This window comes from Amycolatopsis sp. lyj-108 (assembly GCF_046549005.1).
Lineage (GTDB): Bacteria > Actinomycetota > Actinomycetes > Mycobacteriales > Pseudonocardiaceae > Amycolatopsis.
The window spans coordinates 329,720-353,493 of record NZ_JAJPWQ010000012.1; the positions used below are offsets into that span (position 1 = coordinate 329,720).

The 23,774-nt window shown below is 68.7% G+C and carries 22 protein-coding genes and 1 rRNA gene; 7 read left to right on the forward strand and 16 right to left on the reverse strand.

Annotation, left to right across the window (positions count from 1 at the left end):
* Window positions 1–103 precede the first annotated feature (103 nt).
* The 10 genes from ACLJO0_RS35610 to ACLJO0_RS35655 all read right to left on the reverse strand — a co-directional run bounded on the left by ACLJO0_RS35610 (window position 104) and on the right by ACLJO0_RS35655 (window position 13,595).
* Entirely contained in the window at window positions 104–1,060 is a 957-nt protein-coding gene (locus ACLJO0_RS35610; protein WP_410583499.1) for a carboxymuconolactone decarboxylase family protein, read from the reverse strand.
* A gap of 2 nt (window positions 1,061–1,062) precedes the next feature.
* A complete protein-coding gene (locus ACLJO0_RS35615; RefSeq protein WP_410583500.1) occupies window positions 1,063–2,715 on the reverse strand; it encodes a GMC family oxidoreductase N-terminal domain-containing protein in 1,653 nt (550 codons plus the stop codon).
* Complete coding sequence (locus ACLJO0_RS35620) at window positions 2,712–3,269, reverse strand: DUF5987 family protein (protein WP_410583502.1); 558 nt, start codon at window positions 3,267–3,269, stop codon at window positions 2,712–2,714. Before ACLJO0_RS35620 ends, ACLJO0_RS35615 begins: the two co-directional genes overlap by 4 nt.
* A gap of 5 nt (window positions 3,270–3,274) precedes the next feature.
* Window positions 3,275–4,627: a cytochrome P450 gene (locus ACLJO0_RS35625; protein ID WP_410583503.1), complete on the reverse strand. Its 1,353-nt coding sequence runs from the start codon at window positions 4,625–4,627 to the stop codon at window positions 3,275–3,277.
* A complete protein-coding gene (locus ACLJO0_RS35630) occupies window positions 4,624–5,604 on the reverse strand; it encodes an enediyne biosynthesis protein (RefSeq protein WP_410583505.1) in 981 nt (326 codons plus the stop codon). Before ACLJO0_RS35630 ends, ACLJO0_RS35625 begins: the two co-directional genes overlap by 4 nt.
* Window positions 5,605–5,609: 5 nt before the next feature.
* Window positions 5,610–7,574, reverse strand: a complete 1,965-nt coding sequence (locus ACLJO0_RS35635) for a CRTAC1 family protein (protein ID WP_410583507.1) — start codon at window positions 7,572–7,574, stop codon at window positions 5,610–5,612.
* Window positions 7,571–8,527, reverse strand: a complete 957-nt coding sequence (locus ACLJO0_RS35640; RefSeq protein WP_255431428.1) for a DUF1702 family protein — start codon at window positions 8,525–8,527, stop codon at window positions 7,571–7,573. The genes ACLJO0_RS35635 and ACLJO0_RS35640 overlap by 4 nt, the downstream gene beginning before the upstream one ends.
* A gap of 159 nt (window positions 8,528–8,686) precedes the next feature.
* Window positions 8,687–9,589 (reverse strand): helix-turn-helix transcriptional regulator, encoded by a 903-nt coding sequence (locus tag ACLJO0_RS35645; protein ID WP_410583509.1) that lies wholly within the window; start codon window positions 9,587–9,589, stop codon window positions 8,687–8,689.
* Between the two features lie 244 nt (window positions 9,590–9,833).
* A complete protein-coding gene (locus ACLJO0_RS35650; protein ID WP_410583535.1) occupies window positions 9,834–11,279 on the reverse strand; it encodes a SagB family peptide dehydrogenase in 1,446 nt (481 codons plus the stop codon).
* Between the two features lie 42 nt (window positions 11,280–11,321).
* A complete protein-coding gene (locus tag ACLJO0_RS35655; RefSeq protein ID WP_410583510.1) occupies window positions 11,322–13,595 on the reverse strand; it encodes a TOMM precursor leader peptide-binding protein in 2,274 nt (757 codons plus the stop codon).
* A 222-nt stretch (window positions 13,596–13,817) separates the two neighbouring features.
* On the opposite strand from ACLJO0_RS35655, the gene ACLJO0_RS35660 reads away from it, so the two are divergent.
* The 4 genes from ACLJO0_RS35660 to ACLJO0_RS35675 all read left to right on the forward strand — a co-directional run bounded on the left by ACLJO0_RS35660 (window position 13,818) and on the right by ACLJO0_RS35675 (window position 17,407).
* Entirely contained in the window at window positions 13,818–14,657 is an 840-nt protein-coding gene (locus tag ACLJO0_RS35660; RefSeq protein ID WP_410583512.1) for an AfsR/SARP family transcriptional regulator, read from the forward strand.
* A gap of 41 nt (window positions 14,658–14,698) precedes the next feature.
* Window positions 14,699–15,385: a winged helix-turn-helix transcriptional regulator gene (locus ACLJO0_RS35665; protein WP_410583513.1), complete on the forward strand. Its 687-nt coding sequence runs from the start codon at window positions 14,699–14,701 to the stop codon at window positions 15,383–15,385.
* Window positions 15,386–15,497: 112 nt separating this feature from the next.
* The gene (locus tag ACLJO0_RS35670; protein ID WP_125792982.1) at window positions 15,498–16,076 is read left to right on the forward strand and encodes a hypothetical protein; all 579 of its coding nucleotides are present in this window, start codon (window positions 15,498–15,500) and stop codon (window positions 16,074–16,076) included.
* Entirely contained in the window at window positions 16,073–17,407 is a 1,335-nt protein-coding gene (locus ACLJO0_RS35675; RefSeq protein WP_410583515.1) for a copper resistance CopC/CopD family protein, read from the forward strand. The genes ACLJO0_RS35670 and ACLJO0_RS35675 overlap by 4 nt, the downstream gene beginning before the upstream one ends.
* Here the strand turns inward: ACLJO0_RS35675 and ACLJO0_RS35680 are convergent, their stop codons facing one another.
* The gene (locus tag ACLJO0_RS35680; protein ID WP_410583536.1) at window positions 17,408–18,016 is read right to left on the reverse strand and encodes a hypothetical protein; all 609 of its coding nucleotides are present in this window, start codon (window positions 18,014–18,016) and stop codon (window positions 17,408–17,410) included.
* A gap of 314 nt (window positions 18,017–18,330) precedes the next feature.
* Between ACLJO0_RS35680 and ACLJO0_RS35685 the strand changes: the two genes are divergently transcribed.
* Window positions 18,331–18,999, forward strand: coding sequence for a M protein (locus ACLJO0_RS35685; RefSeq protein WP_410583517.1), 669 nt, complete (start codon window positions 18,331–18,333; stop codon window positions 18,997–18,999).
* Here the strand turns inward: ACLJO0_RS35685 and ACLJO0_RS35690 are convergent.
* Entirely contained in the window at window positions 18,996–19,358 is a 363-nt protein-coding gene (locus ACLJO0_RS35690) for a YciI family protein (RefSeq protein WP_125779762.1), read from the reverse strand. The two genes, ACLJO0_RS35685 and ACLJO0_RS35690, sit on opposite strands and share 4 nt — an antisense overlap.
* A 169-nt stretch (window positions 19,359–19,527) precedes the next feature.
* On the opposite strand from ACLJO0_RS35690, the gene ACLJO0_RS35695 reads away from it, so the two are divergent.
* Window positions 19,528–19,809, forward strand: coding sequence for a metal-sensitive transcriptional regulator (locus tag ACLJO0_RS35695; RefSeq protein WP_125779764.1), 282 nt, complete (start codon window positions 19,528–19,530; stop codon window positions 19,807–19,809).
* Here the strand turns inward: ACLJO0_RS35695 and ACLJO0_RS35700 are convergent, their stop codons facing one another.
* From ACLJO0_RS35700 to ACLJO0_RS35710, 3 genes are read right to left on the reverse strand one after another with little or no spacing between them, the layout of a single operon-like run.
* Window positions 19,810–22,014, reverse strand: coding sequence for a heavy metal translocating P-type ATPase (locus ACLJO0_RS35700; protein ID WP_410583518.1), 2,205 nt, complete (start codon window positions 22,012–22,014; stop codon window positions 19,810–19,812).
* Window positions 22,011–22,163, reverse strand: coding sequence for a hypothetical protein (locus tag ACLJO0_RS35705; protein ID WP_410583519.1), 153 nt, complete (start codon window positions 22,161–22,163; stop codon window positions 22,011–22,013). Before ACLJO0_RS35705 ends, ACLJO0_RS35700 begins: the two co-directional genes overlap by 4 nt.
* The gene (locus ACLJO0_RS35710) at window positions 22,160–22,366 is read right to left on the reverse strand and encodes a heavy-metal-associated domain-containing protein (RefSeq protein WP_007034629.1); all 207 of its coding nucleotides are present in this window, start codon (window positions 22,364–22,366) and stop codon (window positions 22,160–22,162) included. The genes ACLJO0_RS35705 and ACLJO0_RS35710 overlap by 4 nt, the downstream gene beginning before the upstream one ends.
* A 96-nt stretch (window positions 22,367–22,462) precedes the next feature.
* On the opposite strand from ACLJO0_RS35710, the gene cobF reads away from it, so the two are divergent.
* On the forward strand, window positions 22,463–23,236 hold the full coding sequence (gene cobF / locus ACLJO0_RS35715) for a precorrin-6A synthase (deacetylating) (protein ID WP_410583520.1): 774 nt from the start codon (window positions 22,463–22,465) through the stop codon (window positions 23,234–23,236).
* A 423-nt stretch (window positions 23,237–23,659) separates the two neighbouring features.
* Here cobF and rrf read toward each other — a convergent pair.
* Window positions 23,660–23,774: ribosomal RNA gene (gene rrf / locus ACLJO0_RS35720) — 5S ribosomal RNA — on the reverse strand; the annotation flags it as partial.

A 23,774-nucleotide genomic window follows, 5' to 3' on the forward strand; every position in this document is an offset into this window, starting at 1 on the left:
GAATCGGAGTCTCGGCGCCAGAACCCTGTTCCGGGAAACGAGGGCGCCGTCCGCACCTGCAGTCCGGTCAAGCATGAACCGGAGCAGGGCGAGAAGTCTTCTCTCATGTTGTTGAAGGCGAGCCCGATAGCGAGACGCGGTGGGCGGCCGCGGCGAAACTCGTCCACCCCACGAGCTCGACCAGCTCTCGATCGCCAAGGCCCGCGGCGGTCACCAAAGCGTCGTCGACCTGATAAGGCGCTTTCGCCACCACCAAGGCCAGCCGGACCGCCGGATCGTCGAAGGCGTCCACCCACGAACGGCTCAGTCCGGGCGCGGAACCGTCCCATGTGGACAGTTCGCGTGCCACCACGTCTTGTACCGCCGAAGGCACCGCCAGCGAGGCGAACGCCGACGCCGCCCGGGAGAACGCGTCCTCCATGATCGGATTCCCCGCGGCCCAGGAGAAATCCCGCGACCCTGCCGGGAGCAAGTCCAACGACTCACCGGGCAGGGCCGCCGACGCCGGGCGAAGGAGCCGCCCGAGGACGGCCTTCGCCTTCGAACGTGCCGAATCCGGCACGGTCGACGGCAGCGGTGACGGCCCGAGGAACACGCTCACCACCCGGTTCAGGTAGTGGAACGTGAACGCGACCGCGGTCAGCTCCGCCCTGGCCGCCACGGACAACGTCCCGGCGAACGGATCCGCGACGGGACGCCCTTCCGCGATCGCCGAAGCCTCCGAGGAGCGCCCGAGCGAATCCAGCGTCATCCCATGGACCTCGACACAGTACGGACACGAGTTCGCCCGCGACACCAATGTCGCGACGACCTCCCGGTCCGCCCGGCTCGTCGCCCCCGCCGCCACCAGCGATTCCCGCAGCATCACCCAACTCGCCGCGAGCACCGTCGGTGACGGCGAATGCAGTGCCACCGGCGGGGCCAGCATGCCGAATTCGCGTTCCAGCCGACGGTAGACGTCACGCACGAGCCCGGTCGCCCGGCCGTACGGAACCGGCCGGACGTACCGGACTTCGCGCAACACCCGTCTCAGCGCGAGTCTCACCAGCGTGGGGGCCATGCTCAGCTCCCGGCGACCAGCGACAGCTTGCTGACCGCCCGCCGCCCGGTGATCGAGCCGTCCGGAGCCGGCGCGCCGTACGTGACGTCGACACCGCGTGCCTGCAACGCCCGCACGATGCCCGGTACCGAACGTTCGGCCAGCGCCGCGATCGTCATCGCCGGGTTCACCGTCAGCGCGCCCGGCACGGAGGCGCTGTCGGTCACGAAGATCCCGGGATGGTTACGGAGTTCGTGGTTCGGGTGCAGCGCCGAGGTCTCCGGGTCGTCACCGATCCGGCACGACGCCAGCGGGTGCACGGTGTACGCGCCGACGACGTCGTTGGTCCACGGCGACACCTTCGCCAGGCCGTCCTTCTCGAGGATCTCCTTGCACTCCGCGTCGGCCAGCGACCAGCCGTGCAGGGTGTTCGGCGTCGGGTCGTACTTCAGCGGGCCGCGGCCGAGCATCTGCTGGGAGATGCGGTACGCGTTGCCGGTGGGCGGCGGCGCGCCGAAGACACCCTCGTTGTCGTCCTCGGTCATCAGGAAGATGGTCAGCCACGACGACCACTTCTTGAGGATCTCCTTCTTCTGCGCGCCGAACCACCGCGGTTCGTCACCGTCGGGCACCTGCGCGAGGATCGTGCCGAGCCCCGGCGGGAAGTACAACTGCTCCAGCGAGTACCGCTCGTACTCCGGAAGCGAACCGTCGAGCTTGTCCCAGTTCGCCACGGTCGGGCCCTTGCCGATGTGGTTGGCCTCGTAGACCTTGCCGTCCTCTCGGGACAGTCCGAGCACCTCGCGGACGCGCTCCTCGTCGATGATCGCGGTGTTGAGCCGCTCACCGTTGCCGGAGAAGTACCGGCCGACCGCGTGCGGCATGGTGCCCAGCGCCGCTTCCGAACGCTGCAGGATCACCGGGGTCGCCCCGGCGCCCGCGGCGATGATGACGACCTTCGCGTCGATCGTCCCGCTGCCGGTCTGCGCCCGGTAGTCCGTGTCGTCGACGACGTTGAAGTGCACGCGGTAGTCGCCGTCGTCGATCCGCTCGATGCGCTGGACCTCGTGCAGCGGCCGGATCTTCGCCCCGTGCGCGAGCGCGGCGGGCAGGTAGTTGGTCAGCAGCGAGCGTTTCGCGTCGAACCGGCAGCCCGCCATCATGAAGTTGCAGTTCACACAGCGGTCGTTGTCCACCGCGACCGGCGCCGGGTTCGCGGTCCGGCCGGAGTGGTCGCACAACGCGGCCCACAGCCCGCCGGCGTACGAGACGTCGTTCCAGTCCTGTGTGGACACCGGAAGCGAATCCGAGACCCGGTCGTACCAAGGCTCCAGGGTGTCCCGCGTCAGCACCGACGGCCACATGCGCCTGCCGATACTGCCGTGGCGCTCGAACACGAACTTCGGCGCGCGCGGCATCGCGGCGAAGTACACCACGCTGCCGCCGCCGACGCAGTTCCCGCCGAGCACGCTCATCCCGTCGCCGACGACGAAATCGAAGGCCCTGGTGTAGGACGAACCGAGCAGGTAGTCGTGCTCGAACTCCTTCGTCTCCAGCCACGGCCCGCGTTCCAGCACGGTGACCTTCGCCCCGCCCGCGGCCAAGTGGTAGGCGGGGATGGAGCCACCGAACCCGCTGCCGACGATGACGACGTCGGTCTTGTCATAGGCGGTCATGCCGGACTCCCGGAAGGCGTGGTGTCGGGGTGGAGTCGCGCCAGTTCGCGACGGTAGGAGAACTTCGGGAACCGCCACAGGCCGTCTTCGTCCGGCGCGGTGTACCCCATCGCCAGCAGGCCGGGGTGTCTCTCGGCGATCGCTTCGGCGGTGTGCTTGTGCGCCGCGCTGTCGAAGGACATGTTGCAGAACAAGGCGAGACTGACCCAGCCGTCCTTCTCCGGATGCCCCGGCGCGGTCAGCGAGCGCACGAGCGCCGTCCTGTCCACGAAGGACAGTGCGACGAACGGCGGCAAGCCCTCGTCGAGTTCGAGGTCGTTTTCCTTCGCGTAGATCTTCGCGTGATCGTTGAGGGCCTGCGCCAGATAGGGCAGCCCGACCGTCACCCCGGTCGCCTCGGTGTGCAGCAGTTCGAGCGCGCCCGCCACGACCGCGCCCGGCCCCGGCGAGGCACCGGCGATCGCGTGATCCCCGGGGTACCGCTTCTCCCCCGGCAAGATCGTGTCCGCGTAGGCCTCCAAAGTGGACACCTTGACCTGTTCGTCCGAATCCACGGAACCTACCTCCTGTTCCTGGTGTGCACCGTCATCGGCAGCCCGCCGCGCACCCGCAGCGACAGCATCGCTTCGGGGACCACGTCGTAGCCTGGGACCTTCCTGAGTTCGAGGTCGCGCAGAACCATCGTCAGCACGAAAACGGCCTCCATCACGCCGAGGCTGTTGCCGATGCAGAACCGCGGCCCCGCGCCGAACGGGATGTAGGCGTACCGGGGCCGCCCGCTCGGCCGGTCCGGATCGAACCGGTCCGGATCGAATTTCTCCGGCTCCGGCCAGAACGCCGGATGCCGGTGCAGGGTGAAGGGCACGACGACGACGTCGGATCCGGCCGGGATGTGATAGCCGCCGATCTCGTCGTCGGCCTGCGCCACCCTCGGCAGCAGCCACACCGGCGGGTACAGCCGCATGACCTCTTCGACGACCCTGGCCGTGTACGGCAACCGGTGCAGATCGTCGTGCGTCGGCAACTGGTCGCCCAGCACCGCGTCGGCCTCGGCACGCAGTTTCGCCGCGACGCCGGGATGTTCGTCGAGCAGGTGGAACGCCCAGCCCAGGGTGCTCGCCGTCGTCTCGTGCCCGGCGAGCAACAGGGTGATGAGCTCGTCCCGCATCTGCTCGCGGGTCCCGTCGGTCGCGATGAGGCGGGACAACACGTCCTCGCCGCCCTCGACCGGATTCGCCAGCCGCTGCTCGACGAGTTCCTCGGCGATCCGGCGGAGGTCGTCCCGGGATTCCCGGAACCGCAACTGTTTCTTCAGCGGGGCCCACTGCGGGACCATGCTCAGCGTCACCGCTTCGAACATCGCCTGGTCCTGCACGGCCTCGAACGAATGCCCCAGCGACGTGAAGCCGCCGAGGTCGGAATCGAGCAGGGTCTTGCCGAGCACGGCGAGCGTCAGCCCGGTCATCTCGTGCAGGATCTCCACCGGCCCCTCGGTGTCCCGCAAGCGTTTCACGAGGCCTTCGACCTCGTTCGCGACGACAGAGGCCTGCCGCGCGATCCGCTTGGGCTGGAACACCGGCTGGATGGTCCGGCGCTGTTTCTTCCAGACGTCGCCGTCGCTGGTGAGCAGCCCGTCGCCGAGCGCCCGCCTCGCCTCCTGGAGGCCGATTCCCTTGTGGTAGTTGGCCGCGTTGTCCGCGAGCACGTGTTTCGCCAGTTCGGGGTGGTTCACCAGGTACATCGTCTTGGGCCCGATCGCGATCCGGACGACGTCCCCGTGCGCCTCCGCCGAATCCGACATGAGCGCCAGCCGGTCGGTGAAGAGCTTCTTCAGCAGACCGAAGGTCGCCCGGCGCGGCGGGCCGGGCGGCGCGAGACGCGCCGCCCGGCTGAGTTCCGCCTCGTGGGTCATGCCGCCACGGCCCCGGTTTCCGGCTTCTCGGCCGGCTTCGGCAGGCTCGTGACATCGGCCGACTTCGCCTGGTCAGCCTCCCACTTCTCGGTGGCCTTCTTGGAGAAGTGCAGGCCCCACAGGAACATCCCGCGGATGAGGCAGACCAGCGCGGTGGCGAGGAACAGGCCGTACGACACGTGGACCACCATGAAGAACCCGTAGGCGATCGCCACGCCCGAACCGAACAGGATCTGCGACGCGGGCTTCGACGGTGTCGTGCCGGGGTCGGTGACCATGTAGTTCGTGTAGAGCACGAACGCCACCCCGGTCATCATCCCCAGCGCGCCAGGGATCGCGGTGTCGAACACCCACCCACGGATGATCGCCTGCAGCGCGAAGGTGATCAGCCAGGCGCCGATCAGCCACATGCGCTGGGTCAGCATCGCGTTGAGCACCGTGCCCGACACGATGATGATGCCGACGATCAGCCAGCCGACCCACGAGTCCACCTGCTCGGTGAAGTGATACGGCGGCGCGATGCTCGCCCACGGGAACACCAGCAGGATGATCGTGATGCCGAAGTTCGACGGGTTCATGTAGTGGCGGAGCCTGCCGCGCACCGGGGCCTGGAGGACCCACTTGGCGCCGACGGCGACCACGACACCGAAGATCATGACCAGCACCTGGTCGTTGACGTAGGTGAGCATGTTCAGCGCGAGACCGGTGATATGCGCCGGGAAGAGGAACTCCACCAGCCCCTTGAACCCGTTGCCGCGGAAGCGGACCGGGCGGCCCTGTGCCCGCGCCCCGATGATCTCCAGCAGGATTTCCGTGGTGTACGCCGTCGCCAGCGCGATGAACGGATAGGTGTAGGGCTGCTCGAACCCGAGCACGGTGTAGCCGATGATGTTGAAGACGGTGATCGAGATCGCGAACCGGCGAAGGGCCGTGATCGTCTTGTTGCTCTTGGGTGCGGTGAGTGTCTGCTCAGCCATGACGGTCACTTCTCCTTAGCCTGAGCGCCGAGCTGGAACGTGTGGCTGCCCGGGGTCAGCTGGACCTCCTGGGTGCGGATGGTCCCGGTCAGGTCGCGCCATTGCAGGCTCACCTTCACCGGCCCGGTGACCTTGCCGAGTCCGATCTGGATCTCGTGGCTGCGCTTGCCGGAGTGGCCGCTGCCACCGTCGACGCGGTCCATGTACTTCTTGCCGTCGGGGGTGACGACGGTGACCTGCGCGCCGATCGCCGCGGTGCCCGCCGCCTTGAGCGGACCGTCCGCCGAAGCCTTGTCGTGCACCAGCTTCAGGTTCAGGTACGACCCGGCATCGGGGCTGACGTTGCGGTAGAAGATCGGCTGCTCCCACTGGCGGGCCACGGCGAAGTCGAGCTTGCCGTCACCGTCGGCGTCACCGGTGGCGATACCGCGGGTGGGCACCGGGACGGCGAGACCGAGGCGCGGGGCCAGGTCGGTGTAGCGGCCGTCGGAACCCTTGGCCCAGAAGTGCAGGGTGTGGTCGCCGCCGACGTCGTCACCGGCCACCATGTTCGGCCAGAAGGACGGGTGCTTCAGCAGTTCGTCGTTCGACGTCGCCAGTTCCTGCAGCTGCGGCCAGCGGTTGACGTCACCCTTGACGAATCCGGTCGCCTGCGTGATCACCGATTCGCCGCTGTTGTTGTAGTCGGCGATCTTGACGTCCCAGCCCCAGCCGGACCACGCGGTGCCGGCCTGCGCGCTGCGGTCCACCCACGGTGCCTCGCCGCCCTGCAGACGGCCACGCAGATCCGCGGTGTCCTTGGCGGTGTTCATGAACTGGAAGTGGCTTTCCTCGATACCCCAGGACGTCGTGATGTTGCTGACGTACAGGTCGTAGAGACCGTCGTGGTCGAGGTCGGCGAAGTCGACGCCCATGCCCTTGAAGGAGTCGTTGCCGAGCACCTTCGACTTCGGCTCGTTCGGCCCGCGAACACCCTTCACCTCGGCGAATTCGACGTGACCGGGGCGGGACTTGTTGTACAGCAGGCGGTCGTGCCCGAAGTCGTTGCCGATGTAGAGCTCCGGCAGGTTGTCCCCGTCGACGTCGGTCGCGCTGGCCGCGAGCGACCAGCCGCCCTGGGCGTCGGCCGGGATGGCCTTGTCGTCGAGGGCGAACGTCGCGCTCGGCTTCGCGCCCTGTGTCGCGCCGGTGAACCGCAGGATGTACTTGCCACCCGCGTTGTCCGCGTGCGACATCGACTTGTTCATCTCGACCCCGCCTTGGACGCGGTCGTCCAGCACCGCGCTGTCGGGGAAGTAGTTGCCGATGAAGATGTCCTGGTGGCCGTCGCCGTCGAAGTCACCGACCGAGGCGGCGTTGGTGTTCCACAGTGGACCGGAGTACTCACCGTTCTTGGAGTTGTTGCCCGGCACCAGTTCCACCGGCTCGTAGGCCTTGGGCTCGAGCTTCGTCGCGCCCGGCTTCGAGAGGAACAGGATCGGGGTCCGGCCCCAGTAGTAGGCCAGCAGGTCGACCCGGCCGTCCTCGTTGTAGTCCGCGGGCACACAACCCATGGGCGCGATGTACTTGCCCATCGGCAGCGGCGCCGCGTCGAGCGCGAACGGCGCGTAGCGGTCGCCGCCCTTGCCCGGCGTCGGGGTGATCACCAGCTGGTCGCTGCGCGGGTCGACGAAGCACAGGTCGTTCGCGAGCTTGTCGCCATCGAGGTCGTTGACCGCGATCGCGGCACCGACCGAAGAGATCCAGGCCCGGATGTGCTCGTAGTCCTTGTTCACCGTCCGGATCGACTGGCTCTTCGCCGCCTCCGGCAAGGCGATCGTCAGCGGTTCGAACGCGTACTTCGAGGCCATCGTGTCGGCCTCGGCGGTCGAGACCGTGGGCAGCTGGGCCACCACGAACAGTCCCGCCATCAGCAACAGCGCCACGATGCCCGCAAGCTGCTTGCGGAGCCAGCCCAAGGTCGCGGTCATTTCCCTGCACCTCCAGAGTTGAGAACCTCGGCGGCGATACGCTGCCGCCAGGTTTCGAATGCCGGGAGTTCGCCGTCGACCACGGTCGCGGGGCGCACCTCCTGGGTGATGGCCGCGGCCCGTTCGGCCGGCAGCCCGCAGATCGCCTGCGTGGCGACCTCGGTCTCGGGGATCAGCAACCCGGCGCGGACACGGGCTTCGGCGGCGAAAGCACTGCCCTGTGCCAGATTCCCGCGGTGCTCACCGGCGAACTCGGCCAGCTTCCGCAGTTCGTCGCCGGTGACACCGCACGCGTAGGTCGAGGCGAGCCCGACGCCGGCGTAGAGGTCTCCGTGCCGCCGCTCCGGGAAGCGTGCGATCGTGTCGGCGACCAGATCGACGTCGGTGCCGCAGATGAACCACAACGCCCGCCCGATGCCCTGGTCGATCGCCCTCGACGAGTAGCCGTCGTTACCGGGCGGCCAGGAGAAGTCCGGGTCCTGGAACTGCCCGTCGATGTACTTCGCCGTCTTGAAGTAGGCCTGGTGGAAGCCGTACCCGTCGAGCACCAGCCAGCGCAGCAACGGGTCGAAATCCTCGGCGGACGGCCAGCGGAACCGCGGCAGCCGCGCCATCGCCCAGCCGACGCCGACGTAGATGATGTAGTCGTGCTTCTCGGCAGGACCGTCGAGGAAGTCGGCGATATGCCCCCGGCCGCCGCCCGGCAGGCCGTCCAGCATTCCGTATCCCATTCCCGCGCCTTCGTAGGCGAAGCCGCGGAACTTGACCGGAATACGCTCCAACCATTCTTCGGCCTGCCCGGTGGTACGCGCTTCGACCGCGTGCGCGTAGCCGAGCAGGAATTTCTCACCGACGGTCTCCAGCAATTCCTGAGCGGCTGGGCTCTTCTTGTGGAAACCCCGCTTCTCCAGCGTGGTCTCGGAGACATCCGGCGTGATCATGCGACGTCTGATCGTGCGCCAACCATTGCCCAACGCACTCTCCCCCTAACGGGTGGATTCGAATTCTGGATTGGTTAAAGGCTCACACGCGCGACGAGGGTGCGGCTACTCCGCGGTTGCGCCCCGGTTCTCCCGGTTTGCGAGACCGGGAGAACGCGGGAATACCGTCGGTCAGGCCACCGCGCGCAGGTAGTCGGGAGCGGGCATGGTCATCCGGTTGCCCGCCGAGGTCGGACCGCCGGCGAGGGTGATCGCCATCGGCGCGTCGGTCGGCCGGGGAGCGCGCATCGGCATCCGCAGATGCACCCGGCCGTACCGGGTGATGTCGACCCTGCCGGGCAGGGTGCCCACGGAGAACGCGGAAGCCGCGGTCCCGGCGGCGTGCTCGGCCACCCCGATCACGGTCCACCTGCCCTCGGGGACGTTCTGGATCTCGATGTCCGCCGACAGGACGTTCGCCCTGCCGCCGAACGCGACCGGGCCGCACTGCGGGATCGACTCGGCGAACAGTCCGATGAGGACACTCGCCGGGCCCGCCCCGCGCGGGGTCTCGACGCGCACGCTGATCGTGCCGGTGCCGCTGCGCATCGTGGCGCTGCCCATTCCGGCGCTGTGCAAGGCTTCCAGTGTCGGGAGCCGCTGGAAATGCGGGGCCAGCGCGACGAGCAGTTCGCCGACCTCGGGGTCACGGTACTGGGTCGGGGTCATCCCGACCGCACGGGTGAAACGGCTGGTGAAGGTGCCCACGCTGCTGTAGCCGACACTGCACACGATGTCCGACACCGTCAGCGATGTCGTCAGCAGCAGTCGTTTCGCCTCGAAGAGCCGGATCGCGGTGAGGTACCGGCCGGGGGTGACCCCGGTCGCCTTGGTGAAGATCCGCGAGAAGTGGAACGGGCTGACGAAGACTTCCGATGCCAGGTCGCTCAACGTGATCGGGTCGAAGTACCTCGCGTGCATCGATGAGATGGCCTGCAGCACCGCAGGTTGCAAGGGGGACGCCGGCTCGGGGGGCCGACCGGGTTCGGTGACGCCTTTCTCGTTCGCCGCCATGGCGACTGTTCGTAGCTGCATCAGACCAACCTCGGATTCGCTGTCGCTTTTCCTCTGCTGACAGCAAACGCGGCGGCGATTTCGGAGCACTCGACTCGCGATGGAGACGGGCTCCATCGGGGTGTATCCACCGGCTGCGCGATCGGCGGACGGCCGAGCCGGTGCCGTCAGCTTCGCGGCCGGGTTCCCAATGCCACATTGGGGACACTCAGCGTCTCGAATGCGACATTGGGAACCCGGCCTCAATGGCCGTGTTGCGAAAGGCTCAGACCGGGAGGTCGAGCACGCACTCGCCGACGCTCACTTCGGCGGGCCAGTCGAGTTTGAGGGCGCGGTCGACGCGGTCGCCGGCGTCCACCGGGACGGCGTGCGCGGCCAGCCCCATGGCGCGGGCGACGAGGTACAGCGTCTGCTGCAGGGCACCGACATGCGCCAGCGTCGTGGCGTACGCGCCGCCGCCGAGCACGGACGCCATCCGCGGCATCCGCGCGGTCACGGTGATGAGCGCCGAAGGCCGCTGATGGTTGCCGCCGCCGATCATCGCCATGTCGAGCATCGCGTCGAGATCGGCCTCGTCGTCGTTGACTAGGACGAGCCGGTGCTCCAGCGGGTCGTAGTGGTAGATCCCGCGATCCAGCCCCGAGCACCGGTTAACCGAGACGTACAACTCCAGCTCGTACAGGCAGGCGACGCTGAAGTACGGCCGCTGCGAGGCGCTGTGCGCGGGCCCGTTCGGGAGGTGCGCGGGCCCGATAGACCGGATCCGCGCGCCGCGGAACAGGAACTCGCCGATCTGTTCGGCGGACAGCACGCCCTCGGTGAATTCGGGGCAGGTGTGGTCGTGCTCCAGCAACGCCGTCAGCGTCGGATCGGTCTGCGCGCGGTCGTCCAGATCCGGCCGGTACAGCGGATAACCCGGCCCGTTCCCTGCCATGGCCTTGACCACCGGCGGTTTCCCGAGCCCTGGCAGATCGGCCGGGCCACCGGGCCGCCAGGTCCGGCTGGTGGTGTGGAACGACAGTTCGTCCGGGGACCACAGGCCCAGTTCGGGATCCTCGTCCTCGGCGAACCGGCCGTTTTCCCCGGCGACCTGGACGACACCCGCGGCGACCAGATACGACACGATCGCGCCGGCCACCCCGGCGTCGATACCCGTCGTGGACGCGATGTCCGTGACCGATTTCGTGATCGCCAAGGTCGCCGCGACGTGTACCGCCCACGGCTGGGACAGCACGACGCGATACCGCGCGGACGGCGACTCCAGCCCCAACCCCTCGGCGTCGGACCGCAGGGAACTGAAGCGGGACAACCGGATCGGGCGCGTGGGCGGGATCTCCGCCGGCGTGAACACCGGCGCGAGCACCACCGGGATCACCGACAGCAGCGGCCCCCGGCCGTCGGCGAGGCCGAGCGAGCGCACCACGGAACCGCCGAGTTCCTTGAGCGCCTGCCGCAGCGCGTCGGCGCCCTCGGCCGTCCAGCTGAGCTCGCCTTCGAGATCGGGCTCCCGCTCGACCGGCTCCCAGGACGAGGTCACGTTCGCGAGCGAGACCGGCCCCAAGGCCATACGCCGCAACGATTCCCGCACCAGCGGTTCCGCTTGGCCGAACTCGTACTCGCCCCAGCGGGTGACGACCACCAGCGAGCCGTCCTCACCGATCTCGACAAGGCTGTCGTCGGTGAGCGACCACAAGGGGATCGTTTCGGCCACACCGCCGGGGGAATCTGTCGTCAACTGCTGCTCCAGCCGGATCTACAAGAACATGGGGAAGGGATTGAGCCGTTCGTACGGGGTCGGTTCGGCGAGCCTGCCCATCCGCACCGGCACGTCGAACAGCCGTCCGGGGGCGAAGCGGCTCCAGAACGGACGCAGCCCCGGAACGACCACCCGGACCACCGGGAGGTCGATGTCGGGCCTGGTCTGATCCAGCACGAGCGTCTCCATTCCCAGCGCGGAAAGCTTGCGTACCAAGCTCTCCACGTCGTCCCGGACATCGGGCCGCCGGACGAACTTGAAGTCCGCGGCGCGTTTCGCCGACCGCCCCGGCGCCGGAAGCAGGTACGGCTGGTTCGCGACCGTGGCGTACCTGAGCCATTTCGACGCGTCGGGGTCGTCGAGTTCGACGTCGTTCGGGAGCACCGCCGGGATCATCTGGTTGAGCTCGCTGACCGCCCTCCTCAGCGCGGTCCTGGGGTCCAGATGGGCACCGAAGCCCATCATGACGTTCTCGCGCGGCCCGGCGATACTTCTGGACAGCGCGACCATCACCGGCACGCCGAGGTCCGCGGTCAGGTCGAGCACCCACAGTTCCCGGCCGGCCCGCGCGTACTGGCCGATCATCTCCTCGGCCCACGGGTCGTCGAACGACGCGATGTCGACGCCGGGCACGGGAAGCCGGTTGTACCACCACATCGCGACGGCGTCACGTTCGACGAGTTCGAGCAGTCCCTGCAGGATCGCGTCCTCGATGCTGCTTCCGGCCGCGCAGCCGTTGGAGTCCGCGCGCATCCCGCTGATCCCGCACTCGGGCGGCACCCCGTAGTAGAGGTACGCGGTCGGCATCAGCTTCCGGCGCTGCTGCGAAAGCGACCACAGCGGCGTCCAGTCGACGGCGGCCTCGGTGTCGAACCGGTCGGGGACGTGCTGGAAGTTCGCGTGTGCGGCGTTCCACTCGACGCGGCCGTCGTACTGGCGCTCGTCGAAGAGCATGCACGAGTTCGGGTGGACGGCGTCGTCGCCGAGCGCGCGGAAGGTGTCGCGGATCCGCAGTTCGTCACCCTGGTAGTTCGCCGAGAACCGTTCGATCGCCTCGCACAGCGCGCCGACCTCGGCGTCGATCGGGCTCGCGCCCTTGCCGCCGTTGTCCCCGCGCAGCCCGGCCTGCAACCCCGCCTCACCGCGCACGCGGCGCGCGACGTTCAGCCCGGAGCGGTACGCGTTCACGAACGCCGGCGCCCTCGGGTCGCGGGCGATCTCCTTGACGATGCCGGTGACCGGGCTGACCAGGTGACCGAAGCGGTCGAGCACCTCCACCGGGGTGAGCGTGCGGTGCCCGCCGCCGCCCGACGTCGCCTTCTTGGCCTCCCGCAGCACGATCGGCTCGGCGGTCCGCGCGGCGACGATGCCTTCGTCCCCGCATTCGGGGCACTGCGGGCGCCGGCGCAGTTCGTGCAGCCGCCCCTGCAGGTCGAGGGTGTCCAGGATCCATACCGCCTGCTGCCCCGGATAGCGGTGCCCGGCCAGCCATTTGGACGCTTCGAGGGAGATCAGCTGCGACGCGGCCGCGGTCAGCGGCGGCACGGCGGGCATCGGGAACGAGGCGGGACCGTCGTGCCCGAGGACCTCCTGCACACAGGCCTCCGCGTGCCGGTGCCCCCACAACCGGTTCGTCAGGCAGTGCCAGCAGCCGGACCGGCCGGGCTGCAGGATCGGCCCGATCCACACCTGGGAGCCCGACGGGCGGGCCAGCAGCCACGGCCGCCCGGTGCGCCGGTGCTCCGCGTCGATCTCGGCCAGCCTCGGGTCGAGGTAGTCGTCGCACAGCACGATCGCCAGCTCGGACGCCGCCCCGACCACCTCGATGCCGCTCGCGGCCAGCGCGCTCGCGACCTGCGAGGTGTCGACGCCGCGGCCGATCGCGGTCAGGCTCGCCGTCGCCGGCTTCTGGCGGCCCGCCACCGCGGACGCGTCGAGACCGCACGCGTCCCAGTACGCGAGCGCGCGTTCGTCCCCGCTGACCTCTTCCGGCACGTGGACGGTGACCAGACCGGCCTCGACCAGCCGGGCCAGCACCCCGGTGACCTGTTCGGCGTTCATCCCGTCCGGGCAGGCGGACAGGAGACCGTCGAGGTCACGGGTGCCGTCGAGCAGGGCCGCCACCGACGCGACCTGCGCGCCGCGGATCGCGATGACCCCCTGTTCCGAGAACAGGTAGGCACCGTTGCCCTCGCTGATCTCCGCACGCAGATGCCGTTTGAATCCCAGACCGCCGCTGACCGAGCCGGGCGTGGACGATGCCTCGCGCATGAAGACCCCCATAGGTCGATTGGTCCTCGAATCCTGCTGCGCGGAGCCTTGTACCGGCCAGTGTCCGTTTCACGCTTCCGGCATGAAAAACCCACGTCTTCCCGGGACGCACGCACGCGGGACCTGGTGGACGGCTCACTGGCCCGGCGACCCGCCGCTCTGTCACTGTCGACGTAGGCGGGAAACAGCCCACGACGCGTATCGAGCTGGAGGGCGCTTGCGATGTACACCGGATCACGAGTAGCGGACAAGCACCACGGCTCGGCACCGAACCCGATCCCGGCCACGCCAGCGAGCCCCGTCCGTTTCACCCTCCTCGGCCCGCTGGAACTCGTGCGGGACGGGATCGACTACGCGCCGACGACGCCGAAGCTGCTGCAGGTGCTCGCCATGCTGGTGATGAGCCCGGGGAAGATCGTGCACATCGACACGATCGTGCAGGAACTGTGGGCGAACGACCCGCCGCGCAGCGTCCGCACCACGATGCACACCTACGTCTACCAGCTGCGCAAGTGCATCGACGAGAACGACCTCGCCCCGTACGGCGAGACCATGCTGGCCACGAAGCCGCCGGGGTACGTGTTCCGGATCGCCCCGCAGCAGGTGGACGTCTTCCAGTTCCAGGAGCTGCAGCAGAAGGGCCGGGAGCTGCAACTGCGGGGCGAGCACGTCGAAGCGGCGAAGGCCTTCCGGTCCGCGCTCGACCTGTGGTCGGGGCCCCCGCTCTCGAACGTCCACTGTGGACCGGTGCTGTCGGCCTACGCGGTCGACCTCGTCGAACAGCGGCGCAGCACCCTGCACCTGCGGATCGAGGCGGACATCGCGGCCGGGATGCGGCACGAGCTGATCGGCGAACTGCGCTCCCTGGTCACCGCGAACCCGCTGGACGAGGCCCTGCACGGGCAGCTGATCCGCGTACTCGGCCGCAGCGGGCGGCGCTCCGACGCGCTCGCCACGTACCGTCAGGTGCGCGCGAGGCTCAACAACGAACTCGGCGTCGAGCCCTGCGACGAATTGCAGGTACTGCACCACGCCCTGCTTTCCGAGGGTGAACCCGCGTGAACCCCCGCTCCCACCACGGAAACGAAAGTGAGGATCGACGGATGAGCAGTCGTACCTATGGACAGTTCTGCGGCCTCGCCCGCGCGCTGGAGATCATCGGCGAGCGCTGGTCGCTGCTGATCGTCCGTGACCTCGTCCTCGGCCCGAAGCGGTTCACCGAACTGCAGGCGGGTCTGCCCAAGATCTCGGCGAGCACGCTGTCGGCGCGGCTCAACGAACTCGAGCAGTCCGGGGTGCTCCGCCGCCGTCTGCTCCCCCAGCTCGACGCCGCGGTGATCTACGAACTCACCGAATACGGCAGCGAACTCGACCAGGTCGTGCTGGACCTCGGCCTGTGGGGCGCGCGGTCGCTCGGCCGTCCGGCCCCCGAGGACGTGCTCACCAAGGACGCGGCGATCCTCTCGCTGTACACGACCTTCCAGAGCGAGAAGGCCAAGGGCGTCCAGGTGACCTACGAAGTGCGCCATCCGGGCGACATGGTCCTGCACGCGATCGTCGAAGACGGCGCGCTGAAGGTCGCGGACGGCGCGCTTCCCGGCGCCGACGCGGTCATCGAACCGCTGGGCCCGTTCATCAAGGATCTGCTGAGCGGGGACCTCACCGCCGCCGAAGCGATGCGAACCGGGAAGGTCCGTATCGAGGGCGCCTTCGAATACCTGGAACTGTTCACGGAACTGTTCCACATTCCGGCGGCACCCAAGGCCTCGCAGGGAATCGTACTGCGCTGAACGGCCTAATACTCCAGGTCGGATCAGCAATCTGGAGTAATTGAACCGTCGTTTCACGGGCTATCGTCGACTTCCGTCACCGGCCGGTCTTTCGCCCAAGGAGCCCCCCATCATGGCCGCACTCGATTCGGATCGTCCCGGTCTCATCGCGTCGCTCAACGGTAAATACCACCGCGCCGCGCTCGGCGTCTTCGCGGTCGTGGTGGTGGCCCACTGGGCGGAACACCTGGTGCAGGCGTTCCAGATCTACGCCCTCGGCTGGAAGACCCCGGACGCCCGCGGCGTGCTCGGCATCCCCTTCCCCAAGCTGATCAGCTCCGAATGGCTGCACTACGGCTACGCCATCGTCATGCTGATCGCGCTGTTCGCCCTGCGCAAGGGCTTCGCCGGCCGCTCGCGGCAGTGGTGGAACCTCGCGCTCGGCCTGCAGTTCTGGCACCACATCGAGCATCTGCTGCTGCTGGTCCAGGCGCAGACCGGCTGGCGCCTCGGCGGCGGCACCGCGCCGAGCAGCATCATCCAGCTGTTCATCCCCCGGGTGGAGCTGCACCTGTTCTACAACACGATCGTCACCATCCCGATGATCATCGCGATGCTCGTGCACCGGAAGGCCTCCGCCGCCGAACGGGAGCTCACCGGCTGCACGTGCTCGCCCGAAAGCCGGCGTGAGCTGGCGACAACGGCCTCGTGACCAGGAGGCTCTTCGCGCTCCTGGTCCTCGTGGCGGCGTGGTTCGGGGTCGCGGTGCTCGCCGCGGCCCCCGCTTCGGCCCACGTCGAACTCCTCTCCTCGAATCCCGCCGACGGCGCCCGGCTCACCTCGGCGCCGGCGCAGGTCTCGATCACCCTGTCGGAGAACATCGGCATCCAGCCGAACTCGATCAAGGTCGTCGACCAGCAAGGCACCGACGTGGTGTCCGGTCCGGTGTTCCAGCCGGGCGAGGTCGCCGAAGAGGTCGCCGTCAAGCTGGAGCCCGATCTCCCTGACGGCAGTTACCTCGTCGAGTACGCCTTCATCTCGACCGACTCGCATCCGGTACGCGGCACGATCGCCTTCGTGATCGGCACCGGCCCCCTGATCACCTCGGCCGGTGCGGTGTCCGCCTCCACCGGGACCGACCCGGTGACCGACGCACTGTTCACCATCTTCCGCTGGGGTTCCTTCGGCGGTGTCGCACTGCTCGGCGGAATGGTGTTCTTGCTGGTCTGCCGCCCGGCAGGCCGGACCGATCCGGCGGCGCGGAAGCTGATCACCACCGGACTGTGGCTCTCGGGGGTCACGGCCGTGGCCGGGTTCCTGCTGCAAGGCCCGTACGTCGCGGGCCGGGGGGTGGGTGCGGTCTTCGACCCGGCGCTGATCGAGGCGACCCTGCGGGTGGCGTACGGGAAGCTCCTGCTCTTGCGCCTGGTCGCGATCGTCGCGCTCGCGGTGATCGTGCGACGGCTGCTGGCGGGCGAGCTTCCGCAGCGGCCGCGCTCCCGCTACGAGAACCTCGGCATCGCGGCCGGGTTCATCGTGATGCTGAGCTTCTCCGCGACCGGGCACGCGGTGGCCGACAAGATCATGTTCCTCTCGGTCAGCGCCGACCTCGCCCACTTCGGCGCCATGGCGGTCTGGGTGGGCGGGCTGATCCAGCTGGCCGTGCTCCTGCGCGGCAAGCACTCGGCGGAGGAGGCCGAGCCGGCGCTGGCGCGGTTCCACCCGATCGCGACCTGGTCGATCGTGATCATGGTGGCCAGTGGCGCCTACCTGGGCTTCCGGCTGGTCCCGTCGGTGGAGGCGCTCTGGACGTCGGCGTACGGCATCGTCTTCGTGCTGAAGCTGACCGGGTTCGCCGCGTTGCTGCTGGTGGCGAACCTGAGCCGCGCGGCGGTCCGGCGCGGGATCTCCGGCCGCGGCGGCACCGGCGTGGTGACCGCCGACCTGCGGAAACTGCGGGTCAGCGTCGGGGTCGAGGTGCTGATCGTGGCCGTGGTGCTCGCACTGGCCGCGGCGCTGTCCTCGATGTCCCCGACCGGCTGATCAGCGCTCGATCTCCTCGTCCGGCGGGGCGAACGGCCCCCAGGTGAAGGCCCGGAGCCACGGCTCCGGATCGCCCAGCCAGTCCAAGGCGGCGATCTGGACCGGGCTCCGGCGCCCGGCGAGCGACCGGTACAGGTCGACGGGCCCGCCCGAGAGCACCGCGGCGACCGGTTCGGTACCGGCGATCCACGTCGCGCCCTCGGTCTCGATCCGCATCCCCGGCAGCCCATGCCTGCCCAGCGAGGCGCCGAGGCCGCCGACGAGCACTTCGAAACCCCGCAGCCAGGCCCCGTGCACCTCGGGCGGCGGCGCGCCCAGCGCGAACCGGAGATCGAGTTCGTGGGTGAAGGCGTCCATCACCATGATGTCGCCGCGGCTCTTGCCGTCACCGTCGGCGGCGAGGAGCGCGTCGGCCTCGGGGCCGCGTTCGATCCAGAGCCGCAGCAATTCGGCGACCGACGCCGTCTCCGGAATCGGGCAGGCCTCACCGCCGAATCGGGTGATCACCCGATCGCAGATCTCGGTCAGATGGGCGATCAGATCCCGGATGGTCCACTGTGGACAAGCCGGGACGGGCCGCTCACCCGCGACCGGGTGATCGGTGAGCAAGATCGCGATGTTCTCCCTGACCTGCCGATACCCTTCGGCCGCGGTCGCCGGATTCCAGCCAGGGACCCGAATTCGGCTGCTCGTCACGCGGCCACCTCCAGTAGGGCAAGGGATGATCGTCCATTCTCCCATCGTCCACGGATACACCCTTCTTCCCGCTTGCGGCGGACCGTTCACCGCAAAGACCACCCACCCGTGGCGCGTGTCGCCGAAGCTTCAGGCACACTGGTCGATGAAAGCCCCGTGTGGCAACGCCCGTGCGCTGTAAGAGAAAGCGCCCAATGGCGACACATCGACCACTGTGGAGGTGACCAATGGAGATGCCCGGCTTCGATCTGGCGTGGCGCGGATTCAATCGCGCTCAGGTCCGGGAATTCGTCCGCGAGGTGGAAGCCGAACTACGACGAGTGGAAGCCGAACGCGACGAAGCCATTCGTCGCGGCGAGGCTCTCGCCGCCAGGCTCACCGCCACCCAAGAGGAAAACCGCGAACTGAAGGCCAGCGTCGACCGGATCAGCCGCGTGCCGATCGCGCCGGACGCGTTGCAGGAGCGATCGCGCCGAATGCTGGAACTCACCCGCGAGGAAGCCGACGACATCACCGCCCGCGCCGCCGAAGAGGCCGCCAAGGCCGAGGCGGAACGGAAGCGGATCACCGAAGATTTCGAACGCGCCATGACGCTGCGCCGCGCGGAGGCGATGCGCGCGCTCGCCGCACAGGACGAAGCCGCGCAGGAGCGGGCGCGAAAACTGCTCGACGCCGCCGCCGAAGAGAGCGAGCGCCTGGTCGCCGAAGCACGGCAGGAGGCCGACGTGGCCCTCCGCCTACGCGATGACGTGCTGAAACAGCTGGTCGGCTGCCGCGAACTGCTCACCGAGGCGGGCTCGGTCCTGGCCGTTCCCGACTCACCGAAACCGGAAGTGCCCGTTCAGCGCCGGAGCAGAGCCGAAGCCCGCGCCGGCGCCGAAGCGGCCACCACTTAAGCGTTGTCGCCAGAGGAGAAGACGACGGGCCGGATCTCCATCGCGTTGATGTGCGCGTCCGGGATCTGGCCCGCGATCTCGATCGCGCGCTCCTTGCTGTCGCATTCGACCAGGTAAAAGCCGGCCAGGTACTCCTTCGACTCCGCGAACGGGCCGTCGGTGACCACCGGGACGCCGTCACGCACCCGGACCACCGTGCTCTCCTTCGGCTCCCCCAGCGCCTGCGTCCCGAGCAGTTCGCCGCTCTCGGTGAGCTTCTTCATGAAAGGGTCGATGCGGGCGACCACCTCGTTGCGCTCCTCCTCGGGAAGGGCGTCCCAGGCGGTGGGGTTCATGGTGATCATGATCATGTACTTCATCGGTGTTCCTCCTGGTCGTCCGGCCGGCTCCCCGGCCGCTCACGGGTGAGTCGGAGCCGCCGGATCGTCCTCGACATCCTGGCACCCGCGAATTTCGAGCTCCCCGGGCACATACGCGGGGTGGGTATAGTGGTCGCCGACGGGCGAAGGACGAGAGAACGGGTGTGCGATGACGGGCTACGGCAGCGAGCGGGAGGCCTATCTCAAGCGCCTGCGCCGGATCGAAGGGCAGATCCGCGGTCTGCAGCGGATGGTCGAAGAGGACAAGTACTGCATCGACATCCTGACGCAGGTGTCCGCGGCCACCAAGGCACTGCAGTCGTTCTCCCTCGAACTGCTGGACGAGCACCTCGCCACCTGTGTGGTCCACGCCGCCGCCGCGGGTGGCGAGGAGGCCGACCTCAAGGTCCGGGAGGCGTCCGACGCCATCGCCCGGCTGGTCCGTTCCTGATCAGGCCACGCCGGCGAACCGTCGCAACCGCAGGCTGTTGGTGACGACGAAGACCGAGGAGAACGCCATCGCGGCCCCGGCGATCATGGGGTTGAGCAGGCCGGACGCGGCCAAGGGCAGCGCCGCGACGTTGTAGGCGAACGCCCAGAACAGGTTGCCCTTGATCGTGCCGAGCGTACGGCGCGAAAGGCGGATGGCGTCCCCGGCCGCACGCAGGTCACCGCGCACCAGCGTCAGGTCACCCGCCTCGATCGCGGCGTCGGTCCCGGTGCCCATCGAGAGGCCGAGGTCGGCCTGCGCGAGCGCGGCCGCGTCGTTGACGCCGTCACCGACCATGGCGACCACGCGGCCTTCGGCCTGCAAGCGCTTGACGACGTCGACCTTGCCGGCGGGCAGCACCTCCGCGATGACCTCGTCGATGCCTACTTCGGCGGCGACGGCCTTCGCGGAGCCGGTGTTGTCGCCGGTCAGCAGGACCGGCCGGAGCCCGAGCGCTTTCAGTTCCGCCACGGCCTGAGCCGACGTCGGCTTGACCGTGTCGGCGACGACGATCACACCACGGGCCTCGCCGTCCCAGGCGACGAGGACAGCGGTCGCGCCGCGACCCTCCGCGGCCGTCTTGACCTGGGCGAACTCGGCGCCAACGGGGATGCCGTGCTGGTCGAGGAGAGCAGCACGGCCTGCCAGGACGGTCTTGCCCTCGACCTCACCTGAGACACCCAGGCCCTCGACGTTGCGGAACCCACTGACCGGCGGCAGCTCACCCAGCCGGTCTTCGGCGGCCGCGACGATCGCGCGGGCGATCGGATGCTCGGAAGCGTGCTCGACCGCCGCGGCGAGGCGAAGCACCTCAGTCTCGTCGTCGCCATAGAGATCAGTAAGGCTCATTTTCCCGGCGGTTACCGTGCCGGTCTTGTCCAGGACGACGGTGTCGACCTTCCGAGTGGATTCGAGCACCTCTGGGCCCTTGATGAGGATGCCCAGTTGCGCGCCGCGGCCGGTGCCGACCAGCAACGCCGTCGGCGTGGCCAGGCCCAGTGCGCACGGGCAAGCGATGATCAGGACGGCGACGGCGGCGGTGAAGGCGGCATCCGCCCCGCTGCCCGCGCCGAGCCAGAAGCCGAGCGTGCCGACCGCGAGCGCGATCACCACCGGGACGAATACGGCCGACACCCGGTCGGCGAGCCGCTGGACCCGCGCCTTGCCGTTCTGCGCGTCCTCGACCAGCCGCGCCATCTGCGCGAGCCGGGTGTCGGCGCCGATCCGGGTGGCACGCACGACGAGCCTGCCGCCCGCGTTGACCGTCCCGCCGACGACGGCGTCCCCGGCGATCACCTCGACCGGAACAGCCTCACCCGTCAGCATGCTCACGTCGACGGCCGATCCACCGTCGGTCACCACACCGTCGGTGGCGATCTTCTCCCCCGGCCGCACGACGAACTCGTCGCCCATCTTCAGCGCGCCGATCGGGACACGGGTCTCGACACCGCCCTTGAAAATCGCGACGTCCTTCGCGCCGAGCTCGAGCAACGCCCGCAGAGCGGCGCCGGAGCGGCGCTTGGACCGGGCCTCGAAGTAGCGGCCTGCCAGGAGGAACGTGGTCACCCCGGCGGCGACTTCGAGGTAGAGGTTGCCCGCGCCGGACCCGCGTTCCATGGTCAGCTCGAAGCCGTGCCGCATACCGGGCACCCCGGCGGTGCCGAACAGCAGCGCGTACAGCGACCAGAACGTGGCGGCCGCGACGCCGAGTGAGATCAGGGTGTCCATGGTGGCGGCGCCATGGCGGAAGTTCGTCCAGGCGGGGCGGTGGAACGGCCACGCGCCCCAGGTGACGACGGGGGCGGCCAGCGCCAGCGAGACCCACTGCCAGTAGGTGAACTGCCAGGCCGGGACCATCGCCGGCACGATCACCGGCACGGCGAGCACGGCGGAGACCAGCAACCGCGTTCGCAGGGAGGCGGCCTGGTCGTCGTCCTCGTCGGGCTTGGGCGGCTGGGCCGTGTAGCCCGCGGACTCGACGACACCGACCAAATCGTCGACCGAGACCGCGGCCGGGAAGTCGACCTGCGCCTTCTCGGTGGCGTAATTGACCGTGGCGGAGACCCCGTCGACCTTGTTCAGTTTCCGTTCGACCCGCGCGGCGCAGGACGCGCAGGTCATCCCGCCGATGGCCAGTTCGACCCGCTGGGATGCCGCGACGCTCACGGCGTACCTCCAGGGTGGTGCCCGTGGTGTTCGCTGGCCGGCGGCGGCGCTTCGTCGAGTGGCCCGACCGCGGACCCGATCGCCCAGGCGAGGGCGAACACCGCGACCAGAGCCGCGGCGAACGCCGACACCTTGACGACTGTGCTCACGAGACGAGCTGGTAACCGGCCTCGGTCACGGCCGCGTCGACGGCCTGGACGTCGAGGGGCGACTCGCTGGTGACGGTCACCTTGCCGCTGGCGACGTCCACGTTCACGGCGCTGACGCCCGCGATCCCGCTGACCTCCTCCGTGACGGACGAGGCGCAGTGTCCGCAGGACATGCCCTTGACGGTGTAGGTGGTTTCGGCCATCGGTACGAACTCCTCTACAGGACGGGCGAAGCGATCACTTCCTTTATACCCCGTGGGGGTAGGAGTTTGCACAGAGGGTGCGGGCACACTGCGGAAATGAGGAAGATCTCCGCCATCGGCATCGGCGCCGGCGACCCGGAACACCTGACCGTCCAGGCCGTCCGGCGGCTCAACGAGACCGATGTGTTCTTCGTCCTCGACAAGGGGTCGGAGAAACAGGACCTGGTGGGCCTGCGCCAGGAGATCCTCGACCGCTTCGTCGAACAGCCCGGCTACCGCGTCGTACGCGCACCGGACCCCGAACGTGACCGTACTCCTGACGACTACCGCAAGGCCGTCGCCGACTGGCACCGGCTCCGGACCGACGTCTACGAGAACATGATCGCGTCACTCGGGCCCGACGAGCAGGGCGCCTTCCTCGTCTGGGGTGACCCGGCGCTCTACGACTCGACCCTGACGTTGCTGGACGCCGTGCTCGCCCGAGGGAACGTCGAGTTCGAGTACGACGTCATCCCCGGCGTCAGCAGCGTGGCCGCCCTGACGTCTCGGCACCGGACCACGATGAACCAGATCGGGCGCCCGGTACTGGTCACCACCGGCCGTCGCCTCGAGGCGGGCTGGCCCGCGGACGTGGACGACGTCTTCGTGATGCTGGACGCTCAGTGCACTTTCACCCAGTTCGCCGACACCGGCCTGGAGATCTACTGGGGCGCGTACCTCGGAACCCCCGACGAGCTCCTGCTCTCCGGCCCCCTGTCCGCCGGCCTCGCCGCGGAAATCCGCTCCGCCCGCACCGCGGCCCGCTCACGCAAGGGCTGGATCATGGACATCTACCACCTGCGCCGCCCAGTGACGCCTCAAATCACGTGAGTTACGGCTTCAATCACGCGAGTTACGTCTCTGATCACGTGAGTCACGGGTTCAGTCACGTGAGTCACGGGTTCAGGCACGTGAGTTCCGGGTTTGGTCACCTGTGTCCAGTCGCGTGACTCGCGTGTTCAGGGGCGTAACTCGCGTGTCTGGACCCGTGACTCGCGTGTTCAGGGGCGTAACTCACGTGATCAGACGGACGACACGCGTGCTTGTGTGGACGACACCTGTGTTCAGAGGGACGACACGACGTTGCGGAGTCGCCATGCCGTGTCGTCCACCGGATCACGCGTGTTGTCCACCGGATCACGGGTGTCGTCCGTCTGGTCACGGGTGCCGCGGGTTTTGGGTATGAAAAAACGGGCCCAGGTCGGGAGAACTCGGGGTTCTCAACCGGCCTGGGCCCGTTTCTTTTCAATGTTAGTCCGGCGGTGTCCTACTCTCCCACAACCCTTCGGTTGCAGTACCATCGGCGCTGTCAGGCTTAGCTTCCGGGTTCGGAATGGGACCGGGCGTTTCCCTGACGCTATAACCACCG